At 71.6% G+C, this 21,167-nt stretch carries 21 protein-coding genes and 1 riboswitch; of the genes, 15 read left to right on the forward strand and 6 right to left on the reverse strand.

The features are described 5' to 3' along the window. The first annotated feature begins 18 nt into the window (after positions 1 to 18). The gene (locus ACQF4J_RS37355; RefSeq protein WP_351571304.1) at positions 19 to 477 is read left to right on the forward strand and encodes an acyl-CoA thioesterase; all 459 of its coding nucleotides are present in this window, start codon (positions 19 to 21) and stop codon (positions 475 to 477) included. Here the strand turns inward: ACQF4J_RS37355 and ACQF4J_RS37360 are convergent. Next, positions 437 to 1,651, reverse strand: a complete 1,215-nt coding sequence (locus ACQF4J_RS37360; protein WP_427167763.1) for an MFS transporter — start codon at positions 1,649 to 1,651, stop codon at positions 437 to 439. The genes ACQF4J_RS37355 and ACQF4J_RS37360 overlap by 41 nt on opposite strands. Positions 1,652 to 1,794: 143 nt before the next feature. Here ACQF4J_RS37360 and ACQF4J_RS37365 point away from each other — a divergent pair, with 143 nt between their 5' ends. After that, the gene (locus tag ACQF4J_RS37365; protein ID WP_351571300.1) at positions 1,795 to 3,033 is read left to right on the forward strand and encodes an ROK family transcriptional regulator; all 1,239 of its coding nucleotides are present in this window, start codon (positions 1,795 to 1,797) and stop codon (positions 3,031 to 3,033) included. A 22-nt stretch (positions 3,034 to 3,055) separates the two neighbouring features. On the opposite strand, the gene ACQF4J_RS37370 is transcribed toward ACQF4J_RS37365, so the two are convergent. After that, positions 3,056 to 3,796: an SDR family oxidoreductase gene (locus tag ACQF4J_RS37370; RefSeq protein WP_351571297.1), complete on the reverse strand. Its 741-nt coding sequence runs from the start codon at positions 3,794 to 3,796 to the stop codon at positions 3,056 to 3,058. 89 nt (positions 3,797 to 3,885) lie between these two features. Continuing rightward, a complete protein-coding gene (locus ACQF4J_RS37375; RefSeq protein WP_351571295.1) occupies positions 3,886 to 4,773 on the reverse strand; it encodes an RNA polymerase sigma-70 factor in 888 nt (295 codons plus the stop codon). Positions 4,774 to 5,003: 230 nt separating this feature from the next. After that, positions 5,004 to 5,134: riboswitch (FMN riboswitch) on the forward strand. Positions 5,135 to 5,278: 144 nt separating this feature from the next. Between ACQF4J_RS37375 and ACQF4J_RS37380 the strand changes: the two genes are divergently transcribed. The 9 genes from ACQF4J_RS37380 (at position 5,279) to ACQF4J_RS37420 (ending at position 12,596) form a co-directional block, all read left to right on the forward strand. Beyond that, a complete protein-coding gene (locus tag ACQF4J_RS37380) occupies positions 5,279 to 5,884 on the forward strand; it encodes a riboflavin synthase (protein WP_351571292.1) in 606 nt (201 codons plus the stop codon). Next, positions 5,881 to 6,522: a nicotinamide riboside transporter PnuC gene (pnuC, locus tag ACQF4J_RS37385; RefSeq protein WP_351805845.1), complete on the forward strand. Its 642-nt coding sequence runs from the start codon at positions 5,881 to 5,883 to the stop codon at positions 6,520 to 6,522. The genes ACQF4J_RS37380 and pnuC overlap by 4 nt, the downstream gene beginning before the upstream one ends. Beyond that, on the forward strand, positions 6,519 to 7,808 hold the full coding sequence (locus tag ACQF4J_RS37390) for a bifunctional 3,4-dihydroxy-2-butanone-4-phosphate synthase/GTP cyclohydrolase II (protein WP_351571286.1): 1,290 nt from the start codon (positions 6,519 to 6,521) through the stop codon (positions 7,806 to 7,808). The genes pnuC and ACQF4J_RS37390 overlap by 4 nt, the downstream gene beginning before the upstream one ends. 25 nt (positions 7,809 to 7,833) lie before the next feature. After that, a complete protein-coding gene (gene ribH, locus ACQF4J_RS37395; RefSeq protein WP_058926549.1) occupies positions 7,834 to 8,319 on the forward strand; it encodes a 6,7-dimethyl-8-ribityllumazine synthase in 486 nt (161 codons plus the stop codon). Positions 8,320 to 8,353: 34 nt separating this feature from the next. Then, positions 8,354 to 8,626: a phosphoribosyl-ATP diphosphatase gene (locus tag ACQF4J_RS37400; RefSeq protein ID WP_030946750.1), complete on the forward strand. Its 273-nt coding sequence runs from the start codon at positions 8,354 to 8,356 to the stop codon at positions 8,624 to 8,626. 48 nt (positions 8,627 to 8,674) lie between these two features. Beyond that, positions 8,675 to 9,523: an ATP phosphoribosyltransferase gene (hisG, locus tag ACQF4J_RS37405; protein ID WP_200698265.1), complete on the forward strand. Its 849-nt coding sequence runs from the start codon at positions 8,675 to 8,677 to the stop codon at positions 9,521 to 9,523. 46 nt (positions 9,524 to 9,569) lie between these two features. Continuing rightward, complete coding sequence (locus ACQF4J_RS37410; protein ID WP_351571282.1) at positions 9,570 to 10,013, forward strand: PH domain-containing protein; 444 nt, start codon at positions 9,570 to 9,572, stop codon at positions 10,011 to 10,013. Positions 10,014 to 10,188: 175 nt separating this feature from the next. Beyond that, positions 10,189 to 11,514, forward strand: coding sequence for a hemolysin family protein (locus ACQF4J_RS37415; protein WP_351571274.1), 1,326 nt, complete (start codon positions 10,189 to 10,191; stop codon positions 11,512 to 11,514). Continuing rightward, a complete protein-coding gene (locus tag ACQF4J_RS37420) occupies positions 11,511 to 12,596 on the forward strand; it encodes a hemolysin family protein (RefSeq protein ID WP_351571271.1) in 1,086 nt (361 codons plus the stop codon). The genes ACQF4J_RS37415 and ACQF4J_RS37420 overlap by 4 nt, the downstream gene beginning before the upstream one ends. Positions 12,597 to 12,609: 13 nt before the next feature. On the opposite strand, the gene ACQF4J_RS37425 is transcribed toward ACQF4J_RS37420, so the two are convergent. Together ACQF4J_RS37425 and ACQF4J_RS37430 are read right to left on the reverse strand one after the other, a co-directional pair. Beyond that, entirely contained in the window at positions 12,610 to 14,466 is a 1,857-nt protein-coding gene (locus ACQF4J_RS37425) for an AAA family ATPase (protein WP_427167766.1), read from the reverse strand. A gap of 426 nt (positions 14,467 to 14,892) precedes the next feature. Beyond that, a complete protein-coding gene (locus ACQF4J_RS37430) occupies positions 14,893 to 15,513 on the reverse strand; it encodes a uridine kinase family protein (RefSeq protein WP_351571411.1) in 621 nt (206 codons plus the stop codon). A gap of 242 nt (positions 15,514 to 15,755) precedes the next feature. Here ACQF4J_RS37430 and ACQF4J_RS37435 point away from each other — a divergent pair, with 242 nt between their 5' ends. The 3 genes from ACQF4J_RS37435 (at position 15,756) to ACQF4J_RS37445 (ending at position 18,177) form a co-directional block, all read left to right on the forward strand. Continuing rightward, positions 15,756 to 17,108 carry a peptidase C39 family protein gene (locus ACQF4J_RS37435; protein ID WP_427167767.1) on the forward strand — a complete coding sequence of 451 codons (1,353 nt, stop codon included), beginning with the start codon at positions 15,756 to 15,758 and terminating at the stop codon, positions 17,106 to 17,108. Between the two features lie 146 nt (positions 17,109 to 17,254). Next, positions 17,255 to 17,395, forward strand: coding sequence for an SCO1431 family membrane protein (locus tag ACQF4J_RS37440; RefSeq protein WP_351571262.1), 141 nt, complete (start codon positions 17,255 to 17,257; stop codon positions 17,393 to 17,395). 122 nt (positions 17,396 to 17,517) lie between these two features. Continuing rightward, positions 17,518 to 18,177, forward strand: a complete 660-nt coding sequence (locus ACQF4J_RS37445; protein ID WP_427167768.1) for a TetR/AcrR family transcriptional regulator — start codon at positions 17,518 to 17,520, stop codon at positions 18,175 to 18,177. A gap of 54 nt (positions 18,178 to 18,231) precedes the next feature. Here the strand turns inward: ACQF4J_RS37445 and ACQF4J_RS37450 are convergent, their stop codons facing one another. Next, complete coding sequence (locus ACQF4J_RS37450) at positions 18,232 to 19,464, reverse strand: glycoside hydrolase family 18 protein (RefSeq protein ID WP_351571256.1); 1,233 nt, start codon at positions 19,462 to 19,464, stop codon at positions 18,232 to 18,234. Between the two features lie 348 nt (positions 19,465 to 19,812). Between ACQF4J_RS37450 and ACQF4J_RS37455 the strand changes: the two genes are divergently transcribed. After that, positions 19,813 to 20,985, forward strand: coding sequence for an acyl-CoA dehydrogenase (locus ACQF4J_RS37455; protein WP_427167769.1), 1,173 nt, complete (start codon positions 19,813 to 19,815; stop codon positions 20,983 to 20,985). Positions 20,986 to 21,167 lie beyond the last annotated feature (182 nt).

The following is a 21,167-nucleotide window of genomic DNA, read 5'->3' on the forward strand; positions in this document are numbered from 1 at the left end:
CGTTCAGGAGTCCCACCCGTGACCGCCGAAGCCCCGATCGCCCCCGCCCTGTCGTACGGCCGGCTGATCCCCGTCACCGTCCACTTCGACGACCTGGACGCGCTCGGACTGCTGCACAACGCGCGCTACCCGCTGAAGGTCGAGCAGGCCTGGACCGAGCTGTGGCAGGAGCACGGCATCCACTTCGACGGCGACTGGGCCGCGGCCGGAGACGCCTGCAACGCGGTCAAGGAGCTGACCATCGGCTACGAGGCGCCGGTGACCCGGCCGGGCGAGTACGCCGTCCACCTGTGGCTCGAACGGCTCGGCAACACCGGCCTGACCTACGGCTTCCGGTTCTGCTCGGCCGACGGGACCGAGACCTACGCGCGGGGCACCCGGGTCCTGGTCCGGCTGGACGCGGCCACGATGCGCCCCGCGCCGTGGAGCGAGGGCTTCAGGGCCGCGGGTCGGGCACTGCTGCGGGCTGCGGACTGACCTCGGTACGGCTGCCGCGCTCGCCCGTGCGCAGGACGCCCGCGAAGGCGGCGAGCCCGCAGGCCAGGACGGTCACCAGCACGAAGGACACCACCAGGCTCGTCGCCTGGGCCACCCCGCCGATCAGGCTGGGCGCGATCAGCCCCGAGGTGTAGGTGATGGTGGCGACGCCCGCGATGGCCTGGCTCGGGTTCGGTCCGCTGTGCCCGGCCGCCGCGAAGCACAGCGGCACGACGACGGCGATCCCCAGACCCAGCAGTGCGAAGCCCGTCATCGCCACCGCCGGATGACCCGCCAGGACGATCAGGACACCGCCGAGCACGGCGAACGCCCCGCCCGCCCGGACCGTGCGGACCGCGCCCAGGCGGTCGACCACCGCGTCGCCCACCAGCCGCGCCGCCGCCATGGTCAGCATGAACCCGGTCGTACAGGCGGCCGCCAGTCCGGCCGAGGTCTCCAGCTGGTCGCGCAGGAAGACCGCCGACCAGTCGAGGCTGGCGCCCTCCGCGAACACCGCGCAGAACCCGACCGCGCCGATCAGCAGCGCGGACCGCGGCGGCAGCGCGAACCGCGGCGGTGGCTCCTCGTCCTCGGCCGGCTGCAGGTCGAGCACCCAGGAGCAGGCCAGCAGGCCGAGGACGGTGAGGGTCGCCGACGCCAGCGCGAAGTGCACCCGCGCGTCCGCCCCCAGGTGCGCGGCGAGCGTGCCGCCCGCCGAGCCGATCAGGGCGCCGGCGCTCCACATGCCGTGCAGTCCGGACATGATCGACTTGTTCAGCCGGTGCTCGATCTCCACACCCAGCGCGTTCATGGCGACGTCCGCCATGCCCGCGCTCGCGCCGTAGGTGAACATCGCCAGGCACAGGGTGAGCATGTTCGGCGCGACGGACGGCAGGACGAGCGACAGTGTCCACAGGGCGATCAGCCCGCGTAGGGCGGTACGGCTGCCGAAACGGTGGCTGATCCGGCCGGCCAGCGGCATCGAGCAGGAGGCGCCGAACGCGGTGAAGGCGAGCGCGAAGCCCAGTTCGCCCGCGCTCAGGTGCGCGTGCTCCTGGACCCATGGCACCCGCGTCGCGAACGTGCCGGTGACGGCGCCGTGCACGGCGAACACCGCGGCCACGGCGTACCGGGCACGCCTCACCTCACGCAGGTCTTCGGCCACGTCGCCCATTCTCCGTCCCCTCCCGTTCCTTCCTGGCCTCGGTCGCGCCGCGTAAACTATCAGGGTCCCTTCCTGATAGATAGAGGATTAATGGCCGAGCGGGGCCCGGAGCCCCGCCCTCGCGGCCCCGCCGATCTGGAAGGATCCCCGGCATGCCCGCATCCCCCAGCACCGCCCGGGCCATCAACGACCGGCTCGCCCTGCGTCTGCTGCAGCAGGAGGGCCCGTTGACGGCCGGGCAGTTGAAACAGCTGACCGGACTGTCCCGGCCGACGGTCGCCGACCTCGTGGAGCGGCTGGCCGAGGCCGGTCTCATCACGGTGGTCGGAGAGGCGGGGGAGCAGCGGCGCGGACCGAACGCGAAGCTGTACGGGATCGTGGCCGACCGCGCCCGGCTGGCCGCGCTGGACGTGCGCACCGAGGGCGTCTCGGTGGTCGTCGCCGACCTCGTGGGGCGGGTGCTGGCCGAGGCGTCGGTGCCGATCGGCGGGGAGAGCGGCACGGGCCCGGTGGTGGAGCAGGCGGTGGCGCTGGTCGAACGCGTCGTGAAGGAGGCCGAGGCGAGCGGGGCGCCCCCGCGTGCGGGGGTACGGGCCTGGGGGAGCCTGCACACCGTGGGCATCGGCGCGCCCGGCCTGATCGACCCCGCCACCGGCGAACTCCGTGACTCCTCGGGGCTGCCCGCCTGGCACCGGCGCCTGGTCGCCGCGCTCCAGGACCGGTTCCCCGAGGCCCACGTGAGCATCGACAACGAGGCCAACCTCGCGGCCCTCGCCGAACAGCGCGACGGCACCGCCCGCGACCGCGACACCTTCGTCCTGCTCTGGCTGAGCTACGGCACGGGCGCCGCGGTCGTGCTGGACGGCGCGCTGCGCCGGGGGGCCTCCGGCGGTACCGGGGAGATCGGTTTCCTGCCGGTCCCCGGCACCACCGGACTGCCCTCGGCGACGGACTGCGACGGTGGCTTCCACTCCCTGGCCGGATCGGCGGCCATCGCGGAACTCGCCCGCCGACACGGGGTGCGAGCGACGGTCACCGGTGAGGAACCGCCGGCCGCGGCGCTGGTCCGGTCGGCGGTGAAGTCGGCGGCGGGGGAGCGGGCGGCGGGCGGTGCCGGTCGATTCCTCGACGATCTCGCCGACCGGCTCGCCGTGGGGGTGGCCTCCGTCGTGGCGATTCTCGATCCGGGGTGTGTCGTGCTGGGCGGCGAGGTCGGACAGGCCGGCGGTCAGGAGCTCGCCGCACGGGTGCAGAAGCGGGTCCGGCGGATGTCGCCCCTGGTCACCGAGGTCCGGCCGAGTGCCCTCGGCGGCGGCGCCGTACTGCGCGGCGCCCTGCTCACCGCCCGCGACCGGGCCCAGGACGAACTGTTCGCGCCGGCCGAGCGGTGACCCGCGGCTCCGGCACGCCGGTTCATCCCCGCAACCGCGCCAGGTACTCCTCGAACGTCCCCTTCCCGACCGCGTGTTCCGAGGTCATGTGGCCGCCCTCACGGAAGGCCCGGTACGCCTTGCCGAACAGCGGCACGCTGAGCACGGTGCGCCTGCGCCCCGTCGCCTTCAGGTAGGAACGGGCCAGCGACTCCAGGGTCCGGATCTGCGGACCGCCCATGTCCTCGACCCGCCCGGCGGGCTCGCCCTGCGCCAACTCGGCCAGCCGGTCAGCCACTTCGGCCACCTCGATCGGCTGGTCCGCCACCCTCGCGGGCAGCAGCAGGACCGGCAGCCTGGCCAGCGTCCGGAACAGCATCACGGGAAGGTCGTGGAACTGGGTCGTGCGCAGCACCGTCCAGCCGAGCCCCGACTCCTCGACCGCCTTCTCGACGGCGAGCTTGGTCCGGTAGTACGGGAACGGCACCCGGTCGACACCGACGATCGAGATGTAGAGCAGATGGTTCACGCCCGCCCGCCGCGCCGCCGCGATCAGGTTCGCCGCCGCCCTCTCGTCCCCGCCGGTCTGCGTGGAGGCGCAGTGCACGACCGTGTCGACGCCGTCGACCGCCGCGTCCAGCCCGGCTCCGCCCTCGCGCAGGTCGACGGCGTAGGGCCGGGTGCGCCGGCTGAGTACGCGCACCTCGTGGCCGTCCGCGCGCAGCCGCTCGGTGACGAGTCGGCCGAGGGTGCCCGTCCCGCCGGTCACCAGGATCGTGGTCATGCCGTCAGTCCCTTCGAACGCGGGCGCTCCCCGGTGGAACACCCCACGTCAGCTGAGACCGCGCGGCCCCGGCGAAATGTGACACGCCGCTACGGCCGCGCGAGCTGACGCCGTACGAAGTCCAGCTTGTCCGGATTCACCACGACCCGCAGATGGGCGATCAGACCGTCCCGCACCTCGAAGGCGACCACACCGGCCAGCACGTCGCCAGCCCACGCGGCCAGCCCGTACTCGCCGTTGACCTCGGCCGGCGTGTACCGCAGCCCCGCCGCGAACCGCTCGGCGCCGCCCACCGCGAGGCGCGCGACCTTCTCGCGCCCCTCGACCGGCCGCCGGGCCGCGCTGACCTTGCCGCCGCCGTCGCTCGACCAGGTCACGTCCGCCGTGAGCAGCTTCTCCAGCCCCGCGAGATCACCGTCCCGGGCCGCGCTGAGGAACGAGGCGACGAGCTCCGCCTGCCGCTCGGGCACCGGCTCGAACCGCGACCGGTCCTCACCCACCCGCCGCACCGCCCGCCGGTACAGCTGACGGCAGTTGGCCTCGGTCACGTCCAGCACCCCGGCGATCTCCCGGTGGCCGTACCCGAAGGCCTCCCGCAGCACGTACACCGCCCGCTCGGTCGGCGTGAGCCGCTCCAGCAGGACCAGCATCGCCATCGACACGGCCTCACGCTGCTCGGCCGACTCCAGCGGGCCGAGCGCACCGTCCGAGGTGACCACGGGCTCCGGCAGCCAGGGCCCGACATACCGCTCGCGCCGCGCCCGCGCCGACGTCAGCCGGTTGAGGCAGAGATTGGTGACGACCTTGGCCAGCCAGGCCGCCGGATGCTCGATGCCCGCGCGATCGGCGCCGCTGAAGCGCAGATACGCGTCCTGGACCGCGTCCTCGGCCTCCTCGGCCGAGCCCAGCATGCGGTAGGCCAGCCCGAACAGACGGGGGCGGTGGAGCTCGAACTCCTCGGCGGTCGCGCTGCTCATGGCACCACCCTGCCAGAGCGTGCCCACCGCGCCGTGGGGAGGCCCGGCGGCGGGCAAGGGCCGTCGTCACCGCCGCCGGGCCGGTCTGCGAGATCCAGAAAGGACTAGACCATAGGGTCCAACAGGTGGGCGGGAGTTGAGAAGTCCAGCGGCGGCCGCTGTGAGCCAACCCACACCCCTCACCCGTATGGACGCCGATCAGGCGTGGCACACTGGCTCTGTACCAGAAGCAGCGCACTCCGGGGTCGGTGAAATTCCGAACCGGCGGTTACAGTCCGCGACCCGGTCGCTTCCAGCGGCCGGTTGACCAGGTGAAATTCCTGGACCGACGGTTAAAGTCCGGATGGGAGGCAGTGCGCGGCGGGCGGGCATTCGTGCGCGCCGCCGTATGCGCTCATCCATGTGGATGAGTCTGTCCGGCGTCGCCCCCGGTGTCCTCGCTCGTACTCTGTCGTCTTCGACAGCCCCGGAGTCCGTGCCCGAATGAGGCAGGAGGACCCGGGAAGTGTTCACCGGAATCGTCGAAGAGCTGGGCGAGATCACCGCGGTCGAGAACCTCGGCGACGCCTGTCGCTTCCGAGTGCGCGGCCCCGTAGTCACCGAGGGCGCGAAGCACGGGGACTCCATCGCCGTCAACGGCGTCTGCCTCACCGTCGTGGACCACGAGGGCGACGAGTTCACCGCCGACGTCATGGCGGAGACCCTCGACCGCTCCAGCCTCGGCGCCATCGCGGCCGGCTCCCGCGTCAACCTCGAACGCCCCACGGCCGTCGGCGCGCGGCTCGGCGGCCACATCGTGCAGGGCCACGTCGACGGCACGGGCGAGGTCCTGGAGCGCAAGCCCTCCGAGAACTGGGAGATCGTCAAGATCTCGCTCCCGGCGGGCCTTTCGCGCTACGTCGTGGAGAAGGGCTCCATCACCGTCGACGGCATCAGCCTCACCGTCGTCGACGCCGGCCCCGACTACTTCACGATCAGCCTCATCCCCACCACCCTCGCCCTGACCACCCTGGGCATCAAGCAGCCCGGCGACCCGGTCAACCTCGAGGTCGACGTCGTCGCCAAGTACGTCGAGCGCCTGCTCGCGAGCGGTCAGGGGGCGGCCAAGTGAACTGGCTGAACTCCCAGGCGTTCGTCATGTTCGGCCAGCACATCATCTGGTCGGACATGATCGGCAACATCCTCGGCCTGATCACCCTCGCCCTCGGCTGGCGCCGCTCCCTGCTGACCTGGCCCGTGCAGTTCCTCTCCGGCCTCGTCCTGTTCATCGCCTTCTACGGCCACCTCGCCGGCAGCGCCGGCAAGCAGGTCGTCGTCATGGTGGTCGCCCTCTACGGATGGTGGCGGTGGAACCGCGACAAGGACGGATCCGCGGACGGCCACATCAAGCCACGGTTCGCCACCTGGCGCGAGCGCGGCGCGATGATCGCCGCCGCCGCGGCCGGCACGGTCGCCGTCGCCCTGCTCTTCAAGGCCTACCCGTCCCTGTCCTGGGACCCCTGGCCGGACGCCTACATCTTCGTCGGCACCGTCGTCGCCATGTACGCCCAGGCGCGCGGCATGGTCGAGTTCTGGATCGCCTGGCTCCTCGTCGACGTCGTCGGCGTCCCCCTCAACTTCGCCAACGGCTACGCCTTCTCCGGCTTCGTCTACGTCATCTACGGCGCACTCGTCCTGTGGGGCATGCGCGACTGGTGGCTGCGCTCCCGCAGGACGCCGCAGCCCGTCCTGGAAGGAGCGCCGGCATGAGCACGGCACCGATCCTGTACAGCGCGGACGGCATCGAGGACTGGTCCCTCGACCCGATCGAGCAGGCCGTCGCCGACATCGCGGCGGGCCGCCCCATCGTGGTCGTCGACGACGAGGACCGCGAGAACGAGGGCGACCTCGTCATCGCCGCCGAGAAGATCACCCCCGAGATCGTCGCCTTCATGATGAGCGAGTGCCGCGGCCTGATCTGCGCCCCCATGGAGAGCGAGGAACTCGACCGGCTGAACCTGCCGCAGATGGTCGACGACAACACGGAGTCGATGAAGACCGCCTTCACCGTCTCCGTCGACGCCTCCGGCGCCCACGGCGTGACCACCGGCATCTCCGCCGCCGACCGCGCGACCACGCTGCGGCTCCTGGCGAGCGGCGACGCCGAGCCGGGCGACTTCGTGCGCCCCGGGCACATCTTCCCGCTGCGCGCCAGGCCCGGCGGCGTGCTCACCCGCAACGGCCACACCGAGGCCGCCGTCGACCTCGCCCGGCTCGCGGGCCTGCGCCCGGCCGGCGCGATCGTCGAGATCGCCGGTGAGGACGGCCGCATGCTGCGCCTGCCCGAACTGATCCCGTTCGCCCGCAAGCACGGTCTGACGATCATCTCCATCGAGGACCTGATCGCCTACCGCCGCAGCGCCGAGCCCACCGTCCGCCGCGAGGCCGAGACCCGGCTGCCCACCGCCCACGGCGAGTTCACGGCCTACGGCTACCGCTCCACCGTCGACGGCGTCGAGCACGTCGCCCTCGTCCACGGCGAGATCGGCGACGGCGAGGACGTCCTGGTCCGCGTCCACTCCGAGTGCCTGACCGGCGACATCTTCGCCTCCCTGCGCTGCGACTGCGGCCCCCAGCTGAACGCCTCCCTGGACCGCATCCAGGAAGAGGGCCGGGGCGTGGTCGTCTACCTGCGCGGCCACGAGGGACGCGGCATCGGCCTGCTGTCCAAGCTGCGCGCCTACGAACTCCAGGAGCGCGGCCGCGACACCCTCGACGCCAACCTGGAGCTCGGCCTGCCCGCCGACGCCCGGGACTACGGCGCCGGCGCCCAGATCCTTCAGGACCTCGGCGTCCGCAGCCTCCGGCTGATGACGAACAACCCCGACAAGACCGACGCGCTCGTCCGTCACGGCCTCAAGGTCACCGGTCGCGAGCCGATGCCCGTACAGGCGGGCGAGCACAACCTCCGCTACCTGCGCACCAAGCGGGACCGGATGGGACACGACCTGCCCTGGCTGGACGCCGTCCCGGCGTCCACCTGCAACAACCAGTAACAGCACCTCGAGGAGACAAGAGAACGTGAGCGGCAAGGGCGCACCGGAGCTGTCCGTACGCAACGTCGGAGACCTGCGGGTCGCCGTCATCGCGGCGCAGTGGCACGAGAAGGTGATGGACGGCCTGGTGGACGGCGCCCTGCGCGCCCTGCACGACCTCGGCATCGACGAGCCGACCCTGCTGAGGGTCCCCGGCAGCTGGGAGCTCCCGGTGGTCGCCAAGGTCCTCGCGGGCCGCGGCTACGACGCGATCGTCGCCCTCGGCGTCGTCATCCGCGGCGGCACCCCGCACTTCGACTACGTGTGCCAGGGCGTCACCCAGGGCCTCACCCAGGTCTCCGTCGACACCGGCGTCCCGGTCGGCTTCGGCCTGCTGACCTGTGACAACGAGGAGCAGGCCCTGGACCGGGCCGGCCTGGAGGGCTCCAACGAGGACAAGGGACACGAGGCGGTGACGGCGGCCGTGGCGACCGCGGCCACCCTCCGCTCAGTATCTGAACCGTGGCACTGAGCCAACGTCCCTTTGGCGTAGTCTGACGCTCACCATGTCCAATAAGACGTTCGAGGAGCTCTTCACCGAGCTCCAGCACAAGGCCGCCCACGGCGATCCCGCCACTTCCCGCACCGCAGAACTGGTCGGCAAGGGCGTCCATGCCATCGGCAAGAAGGTCGTCGAGGAGGCCGCCGAGGTCTGGATGGCCGCCGAGTACGAGGGCAAGGAGGCGGCCGCCGAGGAGATCTCGCAGCTGCTGTACCACGTCCAGGTGATGATGGTCGCCCGCGGGATCTCCCTGGACGACGTCTACGCCCACCTGTAAGTCACACCCCCGTTCCCACACGAAACAAACGCGAAGGAAGCCGACCTCATGCTGCGCATCGCCGTCCCCAACAAGGGTTCCCTCTCAGGCCCTGCGGCGGAGATGCTGCATGAGGCCGGCTACCGGCAGCGCCGGGAGTCCAAGGAACTGCGGACCGTCGACCCGTCGAACGACGTCGAGTTCTTCTACCTCCGCCCCCGCGACATCGCGATCTACGTCTCCTCCGGGCAGCTCGACATCGGCATCACCGGCCGCGACCTGCTGGTCGACTCCGGCGCCGACGCCGAGGAGATCCTGCCGCTCGGCTTCGCCCGCTCCACCTTCCGCTTCGCCTCCAAGCCGGGCGCCGCGGCGGGCCTGGCGGACCTCAAGGGCAAGACGATCGCCACCTCCTACGAGGGCATCGTCGCCGGCCACCTGGCCGACAACGGCGTCGACGCCTCCGTCGTCCACCTCGACGGCGCCGTGGAGACCGCCATCGAGCTCGGTGTCGCCGAGGTCATCGCCGACGTCGTCGAGACCGGCACCTCGCTGCGCAACGCCGGCCTGGAGGTCTTCGGTGAGCCGATCATGAAGTCCGAGGCCGTCGTCATCCGCCGCACCGGCGCGGACGGCGAGGAGCCCAAGGTGCAGCAGTTCCTGCGCCGTCTGCAGGGCGTCCTGGTCGCCCGGACGTACGTGATGATGGACTACGACTGCCGGGTCGAGCAGCTGGAGAAGGCCGTCGCCCTCACCCCCGGCCTGGAGTCCCCGACCGTCTCCCCGCTGCACAACGAGGGCTGGGTCGCCGTCCGCGCGATGGTCCCCGCCAAAGAGGCCCAGCGGATCATGGACGACCTGTACGACATCGGCGCCCGGGCCATCCTGACCACGGCCATCCACGCCTGCCGTCTCTGACAACCGTCTCTGACCGCAGCAGGAAGCCCCGGAGAGCCGTAGAGAGATGTCCGACCTGCCCACCCTTCCCGTCACGTTCCGGCCGGGCCGCACCCGCGCGGTCCTGCTCACCGCAGGTGTCGCGATCTTCGTGGTCATCACGGCGGTCGCCCTCCTGCTGGAGGGCCTCGGCCCGGGGGAGCGGCTCAGCTTCATCGTCACCGGCGCCCTGATGGCCGGCGTGCTGGCACTGCTCGCACGCGTGAAGGTGGTCGCCGACGAGACCGGCGTCACCGTGGTCAACATCGCCACCAGGCGGCACCTGGACTGGCCCGAGATCCTGCACGTCAATCTGCGGCCCGGCGACCCCTGGGTGTTCCTCGACCTCAGCGACGGCACCAGCCTGCCGGTGCTCGGCATCCAGCCCGGCATCGCCCGGGACCGGGCCATCGCCGACGCGCGCACCCTGCGCGCGCTCGCCGAGGCCCGCTCGACGAGGGATCTGCCCTAGAGACCCCTGTCTTGATTAATCTGTTGGCGGAGGCGTTTTCGTCGCGCCTCCGCCGCCGGTGCTCCCGCGGACACCGGCTGCCCCTGCTACCCGAGGAGTGACTCCCTCCAGCGATGGACGGATCGTCCTGTAGTACCTGCGCCGCCCCCTCCCGACATACCGAGGTGGCGGCATCATGACCACCCCCCTGCTGCTCCTCGGAGCGGCGTTCCTGCTGATCCTGGCGAACGGCTTCTTCGTGGCCGCCGAGTTCGGTCTGGTCACGGTGGAGTCCACGGACGCCGAGAAGGCCGCCGCCGAGGGCGACAAACGCGCCCGCAGGGTCGCCGAGTCGCTGAAGGAACTGTCCTTCCAGCTCTCCGGCACCCAGCTCGGCATCACCATCACCTCCCTCGTCGTCGGCATGCTCGCCGAACCGGCGCTCGCCCGGCTGCTGCACGGCCCGTTCACGGCCGTCGGCATCCCCGCGGGCGCGGTCTCCGGCATCGCGGTCGTCGTCGGGATGCTGCTGGCCTCGGCCGTGCAGATGGTGATCGGCGAACTCGTGCCGAAGAACTGGGCGGTGTCCAAGCCCATGCAGGTCGCCCGCTTCGTGGCCGGCCCGCAGCACGTCTTCGCCCGCCTGTTCCGCCCGGTCATCGCCGCGCTGAACACGGTCGCCAACCGGCTGGTGCGCGCGCTGGGCGTCGAGCCCGCCGAGGAACTGGCCTCCGCCCGCACCCCCGGCGAACTCGTCTCCCTGGCCCGGCACTCCGCGCAGGCCGGCGCCCTGGAGCAGGACACCGCCGACCTCTTCGTACGGACGCTGTCCCTCGGTGAGCTGACCGCGCAGCACGTCATGACCCCGCGCGTGAAGGTCAGCGCGCTGCAGTCCTCGGCGACCGCCGAGGACGTGGTGAACCTGACCCGCGCCACCGGCCTGTCCCGCTTCCCCGTCTACAAGGAGAAGATCGACGAGGTCGTCGGCATGGTGCACCTGAAGGACGCGCTCGCGGTGCCGGCACACGACCGGCTGCGTACCCCCGTCGTCCGCATCGCCCGTCCGGCCCTGCTGGTCCCCGAGACCCTGCCGGTCCAGCCATTGCTGGCCCAGCTGCGCAGCGAGCAGCCCATCGCCGTCGTCGTCGACGAGTACGGCGGCACGGCGGGCGTGGTGACGCTGGAGGACATCGTCGAGGAGATCGTCGGCGAGGTCCGCGACGAGCACGACGGCCAGGACGTGCCCGAGCTCGCCGCCGCCCCGCCGGAGGACGGCAGGCCCGCCTGGGACGCCGACGGCAGCTGCCGGGTCGACATCCTGCAGCGCATAGGCCTCGACGTGCCCGAGGGGCCCTACGAGACCGTCGCCGGACTCGTCGCCGACCTGCTCGGCCGCATCCCGGCCGCAGGCGACCGGGCCGAACTGCCCGGCTGGCGGCTCACCGTGCGCCGCGTCGGCCACTACCGCGCCGAGCGGGTCCGCCTGGTGCGCACCGGGTCGGTCGTGGAGGTCACCCGATGAGCGTGCTGCAACTCCTGTTCGCCGCCCTGCTCGTGCTCGCCAACGGCTTCTTCGTCGGCGCCGAGTTCGCCCTGGTCTCCGTCCGCCGCAGCCAGATCGAACCGCTCGGCACGGCACGGGCCCGCCAGGTCCTCTACGGCCTGGAACGGCTGCCCCAGATGATGGCGGCGGCCCAGTTCGGCATCACGGTCTGCTCGCTGACCCTGGGCGCCGTCGCCGAACCGACGGTGGCCCACCTGCTGGAACCGGTCTTCGAGTGGATCCACCTGCCCGAGGGCATGATCCACCCCCTGGGTTATGTCATCGCCCTCGCCGCGGTGGTCTTCTTCCACCTCGTCATCGGCGAGATGGTCCCGAAGAACCTGGCCATGGCGGCCCCCGAGAAGGCCGCCCTGTGGCTCAGCCCCGGCCTGGTCTACTTCGCCCGCCTCTGCAAGCCGATCACCGTCGCCCTCGGCGCCTGCGCCCGGGGCATCCTGCGGCTCTTCCGCGTCGAGCCCAAGGACGAGGTGGAGGCCGTCTTCACCAGCGAGCAGCTCAACCGGCTGGTGGAGGACTCCGGTCAGGCCGGCCTCCTCGACCCCGAGGAGCAGGAACGCCTGGAGGACGCGCTGGAGCTGGGCTCCCGCCCGGTGACGGACGTGCTCCTGGGCCGCGAGTCGCTGGTGACGGTCCCGCCCTCGGTCACGCCGGGCCGGATCGTCGAGCTCACCGCCCGCACCGGGTACTCCCGTTTCCCGGTCGCCGCGGACAACGGCGCCTTCATGGGCTACCTGCACGTGAAGGACGTACTCGACCTGGAGGACTCCGACCGGGCGGTGCCGCAGCAGCTGTGGCGGCCGATGACGACCCTGCGCTCCGACCTCCCCCTGGACGACGCCCTGACGGTCATGCGCCGCGCCGCCACCCATCTGGCCCAGGTGGCCGACGGGTCCGGCAAGGTGCTCGGTCTGGTGGCGCTGGAGGACGTCCTGGAACTGCTGGTCGGCGAGGTGACGGACCCCGCGCACCGGGACACCCCGCAGGTGCGGGTCACGGAGCCACGGGCGAGCGGCGAGCCGGAAGGAGCGTTGGCGGGCTGACGGGAGGGGGCCGTCACGTCCCCGAAGGGTCCTGCGGCCCCCGTCCCGACAGCACCTCGCCGTACGCCTGCATCAGATCCGGCAGGCGCAGTGTCGACAAGTCGTCCCGGGACAGCATCCCCGGATACGTCGACAGCCGCAGGTCCCGGTAGGCGCAGCTCTTCTCGTACAGGGTCCGCAGGAACCGTCCGTTGCCCAGCTCGTCGATCCATCCCTGGTCGACGACGTGTCCGGCGATCGAGCGCAGCTCGTCCAGCGCCTCCTCGTCCCACACGTCCCCGTTCTCGGCGGCCAGCACCTCACCGATGGAGGTGAGTTCGAGGGGCCGGTAGGACGGGAAGTCGACGCGGGTGGTGAAGCGGGACGACAGCCCGGGGTTGGCCGCCAGCAGCCGGTCCATGCCCTCCGGGTAGCCGGCCAGGATCACCACCAGGTGGTCCCGGTTGTCCTCGGCCCGCTTCAGCAGGACCTGAAGCGCCTCGTCGCCGTAGGCGTCGCCCTTGCCGTAACCGGAGTTGGAGAGCGAGTAGGCCTCGTCGACGAAGAGCACGCCGCCGATGGCGGAGTCGATCAGCTCGTTGGCCTTCACGGCCGTCTGGCCCAGGTACTCGCCCACCAGGTCGGCGCGCTGGGCCTCCACCAGGTGGTCGCCGCCGAGCAGCCCGAGGGCGTAGAAGACGCGGCCCAGGATGCGGGCCACCGTGGTCTTGCCGGTGCCGGAGGGGCCGGAGAAGACGAAGTGCCGCTTGGGCGGCTGGACCGGCAGTCCCTGGCCCGCCCGCAGCCGCGCCATGTTCAACTGCGCGGACAGCGCCTTGACCTGGCGCTTGACGGGTTCCAGGCCCACCATGCGCTCGAGCTCGGCGAGCGCCTCCTCGAGCAGCGCGGGGTCGGTGGGCCCGGCGGGCAGCGGCGAGCCCGGGATGGTCTTCTCCCGCACCAGCGGGTCGATCGCGGACGGCATCGCCCCGGCCGGCGGCAGATCGGGCTCCGGGAACCTGAGGTCCCGGCCGTCGGAGCCGAAGAGCGGGTCGAACCCGTCGGGGCCCTCCAGGACGTCCTGGCCGCCGGACAGCGCGATCGCCGCGAGGTCGGCGTCGTCGTAGCCGTCGCCCTCGGCGATCGCCGCGAGCCGGGCCGAAGTGTCCATGAAGGCGGGGTCGACGCGGTGCACGGCCCGGTACAGCGGGAGCGCGGCGGCGGAGCGGCCCGTCCCCTCGTGGGCGCGGGCGAGCCAGTAGCGCAGCTCCTTGCGCTGCGGCTGCTCGCTGCGGCAGCGCATCAGGGCGGCCGCCAGCAGCGGTTCGGCCTGGCCGTACGTCTCCAGCCGGACCCGTGCCATCCCGCCGAACAGGCCGGCCTCGATGCCCAGCAGCGGGTCGTCGATCAGCGGGTCGGTGTGGCGGACGAGCTGGTCCCAGTCCTTGACGAGATAGGCGCGGCAGGCGTGCAGGAAGCGGACCTGGTGGTCGGTGTCGACGGGCGGCAGGCCGGCCAGCGCCCGGTCCAGCTCGGGGACGTGGCGGCCGTCCAGCCAGTGCGAGGCGTGCGCGAGCAGCAGGTCGCGCGGGCTCTCCAGCACGGGCTGCACCCACCAGCCGAGCCAGTACCAGGAGTTGAGGGCGCGGCGGTGCCGGGCGCGCTGTTCCCCGAAGCGGTCCCGGTGGCGGAACATCCTGAGCAGCGCGGTCGTCGTGTCGACGCGCAGCGCGTGCAGCCCGAGCCAGCCGTCGGCCATCCCGGGGTCCATCCGCACCGCGGCCCGGAACTCCTCCTCCGCCTGTGGATAGGCGCCCATCGTGTAGGCGTCCACACCTCGCAGCCAGGCGAGGTCGGCCGGGGCCTCGGGGCCCCGCGTGCCGAAGTCCATCACGTCCCCCACAAACCGTGCCCCCGTCGGTTGGCCGCCGGGCGGTCACCCGGTGGCCTCCTTGATCGAACCGCCGTACCGCGGACCGGAGTTGCGGTGCGCGCAGCCGTCGTACAGGTCGCACCGAGGGCATCGTACCTGCGCCGTGTCGCCCGTCGAAGGGTGCCGCACAGGACGTTTGACGAGGTGGGAGCGGATGAGCCCCGGATCGGACGGTGACCGAGGGTGAGCAAAACACGTCACACAGCGTCCGAATGGGAGGGTGAGGGCAGAACGAAGCCCCCGATCACGGGGGAACAACCGGGGGCTTCGCGTGCGTGGGCGGCCACGCTTGACCGCACATTGAGAACGTAAGACCTGTACGGCCCCTCGGTCAAGCCGAGTTGAGGCCCTCCGGGAAGTTCGCAAGCGCCGATCTTCACAAGTTCAGCACACTGCGGATGGTCCGTCACTGTGCGTGTTCGCTTGGTCCGGTCCAAGTGTGTGCGCAGGTCCCGGCAGTACCACGTATCCCTTCTCGCCCTGCCGTACCAGCAGGTCGGCGAAGGGTCGCGACGGATCCTCGGCGAAGTGTCGCCGTTCCGCGGGAACCCACGCGGCCCAGAACTCCCGTTGCTCCTCCCCGTCCCGCAGGCGTCCGCGGGTCCAGGAATCCTCGTGCGGCAACTCCATCCACAGCAGGTGGGCGAGGTGCGGCCGCAGGGCGCGGCGGCCCGCGCCGACGCCCTCGACGAGGATCACGGGGGCCGGCGGCAGGGCCCGGGGAGCGGTGAGGCGGCGGGCACGCCAGTCGTAGGGGGCGTAGTGCGCGCTCTCGCCGCGCCGGAGCGGGTCGATCACCTCGGCCCGGAGCCGGCCGGTCCAGTCGAACAGTTCGTCGTGGGTGGCGATGTCGTCGAGGTGCAGCACCGGGGCGTCGTCGAGCGCCCGGGCCAACTGCCCGGCGAACGTGGTCTTCCCGGATCCGGCGTGTCCGTCGACGCCGACCAGACGGACCGGGCCGCAGGACGGGGGCAGCCGGCGGAGCCGGGAGGCGAGGTGCTGAATCGTCGCTCCTTGGCTCGGGGGAGGGGTGTGGTCCGCATGGCCAGTCTAGACCTGCCCTGTCCGCGTCCTGGCAGGTGACGCCAGTGGTTCAGACCAATATTGGCGGGCGCGGCTCGGCCCGAAGTGCTGGCCGGAGGGCCGGTCGGCGGCCATAGTGGGCGCACAACGGTGCATGTCAAAAGTGCTGCACCGCTGTGCGATCGGACCTGCCCCGACTCGGACACCTGGGGGTCATTCCACCCATGAGCAGAGCCGAACAGCCGTCCCGCAGAACCGTTCTCGCCGCGGCCGTCGCCGCGGCGGTGGTGGGCCCCTCGGTCACCCCGGGGGTGGCCGACGCGGCGGACGCCGCGGAGGAGCCCGCCCGCACGGTGGACTACCACGCCTGGACCTCGTACACCGACTGGCGCGCCGGCAGCGCGCAGGGCACCCGTGCCGTCGCGGGCATCCGTCCCGGCGTCGCCATCGCGCGTCCGGCGGGCGCGGTGGACTACACCGACCCGCACACCGGCACGACCGCCACCTGGGAGTACGCGACCTGGACCTCCCCGGTGCACCGGCTGCGCGTCCCGGCCACCGAGGCGATCGCCTCCTGGAACGCGCACACCCCGGCCGGCACCTGGCTTCAGGTCGAACTGCACGGCACGTACTCCGACGGCACCGACACCCCCTGGTACGTGATGGGCCGCTGGGCGGCGGGCGACCAGGACATCAGGCGGACCTCGGTCGACGGCCAGAGCGACGGCAGGAGCACCATCTGGACCGACACCTTCGCCGTCGACGACGCCACCACCGGCCTGCGCCTGGTGTCGTACCGCCTGCGTCTCACCCTCTACCGCAGGCCCGGCACCGGGCTCACGCCCCTCGTGTGGCGGCTCGGCGCGATGGGCTCCGACGTGCCCGACCGCTTCACCGTCCCGGCCTCCACCCCCGGCCCGGCCAGGGAGCTGATCGTCCCGCGGTACTCGCAGGAGATCCACAAGGGGCAGTATCCCGAGTACGACAACGGCGGTGAGGCGTGGTGCAGCCCCACCTCCTCGCAGATGATCATCGAGTACTGGGGCGGCCGGCTCACTCCCGAGCAGCTGTCCTGGGTGGACCCGTCCTACGCCGACCCGCAGGTCGATCACGCTGCCCGCTACACCTACGACTACCAGTACGAGGGCTGCGGCAACTGGCCGTTCAACGCCGCCTACGCGGCCACGTACAAAGGGTTGCAGGGCGTCGTCACCCGGCTCGGCTCGCTCACCGACCTGGAGACACTGATCGCGGCCGGCATCCCGGCCATAACGTCCCAGTCGTTCCTCAAGGGTGAGCTGACCGGGGCGGGTTACGGCACCGCGGGGCACCTGATGACCGTCATCGGCTTCACCGCCGACGGCGACGTGATCGCCAACGACCCGTTCTCGCCGGACGACCAGGCGGTGCGACGGGTGTACGAGCGGCGCGAGTTCGAGAACATCTGGCTGCGCACGAAGCGGTACAACGCCTCAGGCAAGGTCGTCTCGGGCAGCGGCGGCGTCTGCTACCTGTACTTCCCCGCACGGCTCGGCATCCGCATGCGCGGGGCGCTGGCCGCGGTCGGCGTGCGCTGACGCACGGGCTCGCAGGTGAAGGCCCCGGACGAACCGGGGCCTTCACGCTGTGACCGACGTCTCTGCCGCAAAAGCCGTCAGGAGTGGCAAGGTGGACAGAACAGTGGGGGGAGTCCATCGCACCCGTCCGACCTCAGTGAGACACCATGACCGCACACTCCGCCACCGCCGTCCGCACGCGCACCGGCGGCCCCGAGAACGCCGGCCCGAAGGTCTTCGAGCACGTCATGGGCTGGGCCCTGGTCATGGTCGTCGCCATGCTCGTCACCCAGCTCGGCCTGCTGTGATGAGGCGCGGGACGCCGCCGGTCCGCCCCGCGCCCGCTCGTCGATCAGAGTCGAACGAGTGGACGTTGTTGTTCTGACATACTGCGGATGTCCCGCCACCCCGCCCGAGACCAGGGTCGAAATTGAAGATCAGCGAACAGCGCGACGGCGCCCGTCCCCGAGCGCGCGGCACCGAACGCTCGCTGGCGCGTCGCGCCGAACTCATCGCCATCGGGCGGAAGTTGTTCGCCGACACCTCTTACGACGCCCTGTCCATGGACGACATCGCCAAGCAGGCGCATGTCGCCAAGGGGCTGATCTACTACTACTTCCAGTCCAAGCGCGGCTACTACCTGGCGATCATCCACGACTCGGTCGCCGACCTGATCGGCTTCGCGGCGAGCGGTGCCGAACTGGAGCAGCTCGACCGGGTGCACCGCACCATGGAGAGCTACCTCCGCTGGGCCGAGCACAACCAGGCCGCCTACCGCACGATCGTCAGCGGCGGAGTCGGCTTCGACGCCGAGGTGCAGGCCATCCGGGACGGGGTGCGCGAGGCGATCGTGGCGACCATCGCCGACGGCGCCTACGGCTGCACCGACATATCGCCGCTGGCCCGCATGGGCCTGTTCAGCTGGGTGTGCAGCGTGGAGGGCGCCGCCCTCGACTGGATCGACCGTCCCGCCCTGACCCGCGCCCAGATGCGCGAGCTGCTGGTCAAGACTCTCGGCGGCTCGATGCGCGCCATCGAGGAACTCGACCCGGCCTACCCGACCCCGGCCCCGGCCCGCCGCGACGCCTGAGGCGAGGCGCCCGGACCGTCCCGCGCCCTCGCCCCAAGCACCTTACCGGCAAGGTCAGTTGATGGCCCTGATCAGCTCGCCGCTCGCCGTGTCCCCGCTCAGCTCCCAGAAGAACGTGCCACCGAGACCCTGCTGGTTCTTGTACGTCATCTTCGTCGCGATGGTCGAGGGCGTGTCGTAACTCCACCAGTTGTTGCCGCACTTGGCGTAGGCGGTGCCGCCCACCGTGCCGTTCGCCGGGCACTTGGTCTTGAGGACCTTGTAGTCCTCGATGCCCTGCTCGTAGGTGCCCGCCGCCGGACCGGTCGCCGTGCCGCCCGGTGCCGCCTGGGTCACGCCCGTCCAGCCGCGGCCGTAGAAGCCGATGCCGAGCAGCAGCTTGGCGGCCGGGACGCCCAGTCCGCGGAGCTTGGCGATGGTGGCGGAGGTGTTGAACTCGGCCTTGGGGATGCCCGGGTAGGAGGTCAGCGGGGAGTGCGGGGCCGTCGGACCGCTCGCGTCCCAGGCGCCGAAGTAGTCGTACGTCATCGGGTTGTACCAGTTCACGTACTGTGCCGCGCCCGCGTAGTCCGCCGCGTCGATCCGGCCCCCGGCGGTGGCGTCCGCGGTGATCGCGGCGGTGACGAGCGAGCCGCTGCCGAACTTCGAACGCAGCGCCGCCATCAGGTTCTTGAAGGCCTCCCGGCCGCTGGTGTCGCAGGTGTTGCCACAGGCGTTGGGATACTCCCAGTCGATGTCGATCCCGTCGAACAGGCCCGCCCACTTGGAGTTCTTCACCAGGTCGTAGCAGGACTGGGCGAACGCGGCCGGGTTCTTCGCGGCCTCGCCGAAGCCGCTGGACCAGGTCCAGCCGCCGAAGGACCACAGGACCTTCAGCCCCGGGTGCTTCTTCTTCAGCTTCAGCAACTGGTTGAAGTTGCCGCGCAGCGGCTGGTCCCAGGTGTCGGCGACGCCGTCCACCGACTCGGCGGCCGTGTAGGCGCGGTCGGTCGCCGCGTAGGAGTCGCCCATCGCGCACTTGCCGCCGGTGACGTTGCCGAAGGCGTAGTTGATGTGCGTGAGCTTCGCCGCCGAGCCGGACGTCTCGACGTTCTTGACGTAGTACTTGCGGTCGTAGGTGCCCCATTCGGTGAAGTAGCCGACGACCTTGGAGCCGGCCGCCTCCCGGGCCGAGGGTCTGGCGGCGGCGGGGCCGGCGCCGGCCAGCAGCCCGGCGCCGAGGACCGCGCAGCAGGCGGCGGAGGCGAGTGCCCGCACGGAGGCGCGGGGGCGGTGCGAAACGTGCATCGGGTGTCTCCTCGTGGGGGAGAGGGGAACGCGCGCCGATTGGCATGAACGCGGTAAAGCGTTGGTCATGAACACTAGGAGGACTAGACCAGTCGGGTCAATGGTGCGGACCAATCCGACGGACACCGGACGAGGTCCCGGGCCGGTTCGGATATTCTTGAAGTGAGCGGTCGTTAACTGGTGACGGGGCGCCCCCGATCGGGCATACTCACAGCGCACAGCCGCTGGTCAGCAGCTTCCGAGACCCGGGAGAGCGAGCGTCGGCTGGGCCCGTTGAAGACCCGGCGGCCGCCCCCACCCAAGGCGCACGTCCGCCGATGTGCCCTAAAGAGGGAGGAGAGCGTCGCCATGCCCGATCGCGCCGCGCAGCCGGTGGACCGTGAACTGCCCACGGACGAGGCCCGGGATCTGATCTCGCTCGTCCGCGACATCGCCCAGCGGGAGATCGCTCCGAAGGCGGCCGAGGAGGAGGACGCGGGACGCTTCCCGCGCGAGGTCTTCACGCTGCTGTCCAAGTCCGGGCTGCTCGGCCTGCCCTACGACTCCGAGTACGGCGGGGGCGACCAGCCCTACGAGGTCTACCTCCAGGTGCTCGAGGAGCTCGCCGCCGCCCGTCTCACCGTGGGCCTCGGGGTCAGCGTCCACACCCTGGCCTGCTACGCGCTCGCCGCCTACGGCTCCAAGCAGCAGCAGATCGAGTACCTGCCCGCGATGCTCGGCGGGGGCTTGCTGGGGGCGTACTGCCTCTCGGAGCCCTCCTCCGGCTCCGACGCGGCCTCCCTGCGCACCAGGGCGGTCCGGGACGGTGACCACTGGGTGATCAGCGGCACCAAGGCCTGGATCACGCACGGCGGGGTCGCCGACTTCTACACGGTCATGGCCCGCACGGGCGAGGAGGGCTCGCGCGGGATCAGCGTCTTCCTGGTCCCGGGTGACGCCGAGGGCCTCAGCGCCGCCGCGCCCGAGAGGAAGATGGGCATGAAGGGCTCACCGACCGCCCAGGTCCACTTCGACGGGGTGCGCGTGCCGGACGAGCGGCGGATCGGGGAGGAGGGCCAGGGCTTCGCGATCGCCCTGTCCTCGCTCGATGCCGGCCGGCTCGGCATCGCGGCCTGCGCGATCGGCCTGGCCCAGGCGGCGCTCGACGAGGCGGTCGCGTACGCCACGGACCGGCGGCAGTTCGGGCGGCCGATCGCCGATTTCCAGGGCCTGCGCTTCATGATCGCCGACATGGCGACCCAGATCGAGGCGGGCCGGGCGCTGTATCTGACGGCGGCGCGGCTGCGCGACGCCGGACGGCCGTTCGCCAAGCAGGCGGCCATGGCCAAGCTGCACTGCACCGACACCGCGATGAAGGTCACCACGGACGCCGTGCAGATCCTCGGCGGCTACGGCTACACCGCCGACTTCCCGGCCGAGCGCTACATGCGCGAGGCCAAGGTCCTGCAGATCGTCGAGGGCACCAACCAGATCCAGCGGATGGTCATCGCCCGTCATCTCGCGGGCCCGGAAACCCGCTGAACTCACCCGTTCTGACCTGCGGCGCCGCGAGCCGGGCCCACTCCGGATCGTGGCGCCCGGGCAGGGTGCGGCCCCGGTCGGCCCAGGCCCGCAGCAACTCACGGTAGATGGGCGGGTCCTGGAGGGCCGCCGGGACATGCGGAACCGTTCCTGTCGGCGAGGGCACGAACACCCGGCGTCGC

Source organism: Streptomyces sp. C1-1 (assembly GCF_050214755.1).
Classification (GTDB): domain Bacteria; phylum Actinomycetota; class Actinomycetes; order Streptomycetales; family Streptomycetaceae; genus Streptomyces.

Bases quoted from the DNA above. Each gene is read 5' to 3' on its own strand.
- ACQF4J_RS37360 (WP_427167763.1), bottom strand. From the start codon at position 1,651: ATGGGCGACGTGGCCGAAGACCTGCGTGAGGTGAGGCGTGCCCGGTAC.
- ACQF4J_RS37365 (WP_351571300.1), top strand. From the start codon at position 1,795: ATGCCCGCATCCCCCAGCACCGCCCGGGCCATCAACGACCGGCTCGCC.
- ACQF4J_RS37370 (WP_351571297.1), bottom strand. From the start codon at position 3,796: ATGACCACGATCCTGGTGACCGGCGGGACGGGCACCCTCGGCCGACTC.
- ACQF4J_RS37375 (WP_351571295.1), bottom strand. From the start codon at position 4,773: ATGAGCAGCGCGACCGCCGAGGAGTTCGAGCTCCACCGCCCCCGTCTG.
- ACQF4J_RS37390 (WP_351571286.1), top strand. From the start codon at position 6,519: ATGAGCACGGCACCGATCCTGTACAGCGCGGACGGCATCGAGGACTGG.
- ACQF4J_RS37400 (WP_030946750.1), top strand. From the start codon at position 8,354: ATGTCCAATAAGACGTTCGAGGAGCTCTTCACCGAGCTCCAGCACAAG.
- hisG (WP_200698265.1), top strand. From the start codon at position 8,675: ATGCTGCGCATCGCCGTCCCCAACAAGGGTTCCCTCTCAGGCCCTGCG.
- ACQF4J_RS37410 (WP_351571282.1), top strand. From the start codon at position 9,570: ATGTCCGACCTGCCCACCCTTCCCGTCACGTTCCGGCCGGGCCGCACC.
- ACQF4J_RS37415 (WP_351571274.1), top strand. From the start codon at position 10,189: ATGACCACCCCCCTGCTGCTCCTCGGAGCGGCGTTCCTGCTGATCCTG.
- ACQF4J_RS37420 (WP_351571271.1), top strand. From the start codon at position 11,511: ATGAGCGTGCTGCAACTCCTGTTCGCCGCCCTGCTCGTGCTCGCCAAC.
- ACQF4J_RS37425 (WP_427167766.1), bottom strand. From the start codon at position 14,466: ATGGACTTCGGCACGCGGGGCCCCGAGGCCCCGGCCGACCTCGCCTGG.
- ACQF4J_RS37435 (WP_427167767.1), top strand. From the start codon at position 15,756: ATGAGCAGAGCCGAACAGCCGTCCCGCAGAACCGTTCTCGCCGCGGCC.
- ACQF4J_RS37440 (WP_351571262.1), top strand. From the start codon at position 17,255: ATGACCGCACACTCCGCCACCGCCGTCCGCACGCGCACCGGCGGCCCC.
- ACQF4J_RS37450 (WP_351571256.1), bottom strand. From the start codon at position 19,464: ATGCACGTTTCGCACCGCCCCCGCGCCTCCGTGCGGGCACTCGCCTCC.
- ACQF4J_RS37455 (WP_427167769.1), top strand. From the start codon at position 19,813: ATGCCCGATCGCGCCGCGCAGCCGGTGGACCGTGAACTGCCCACGGAC.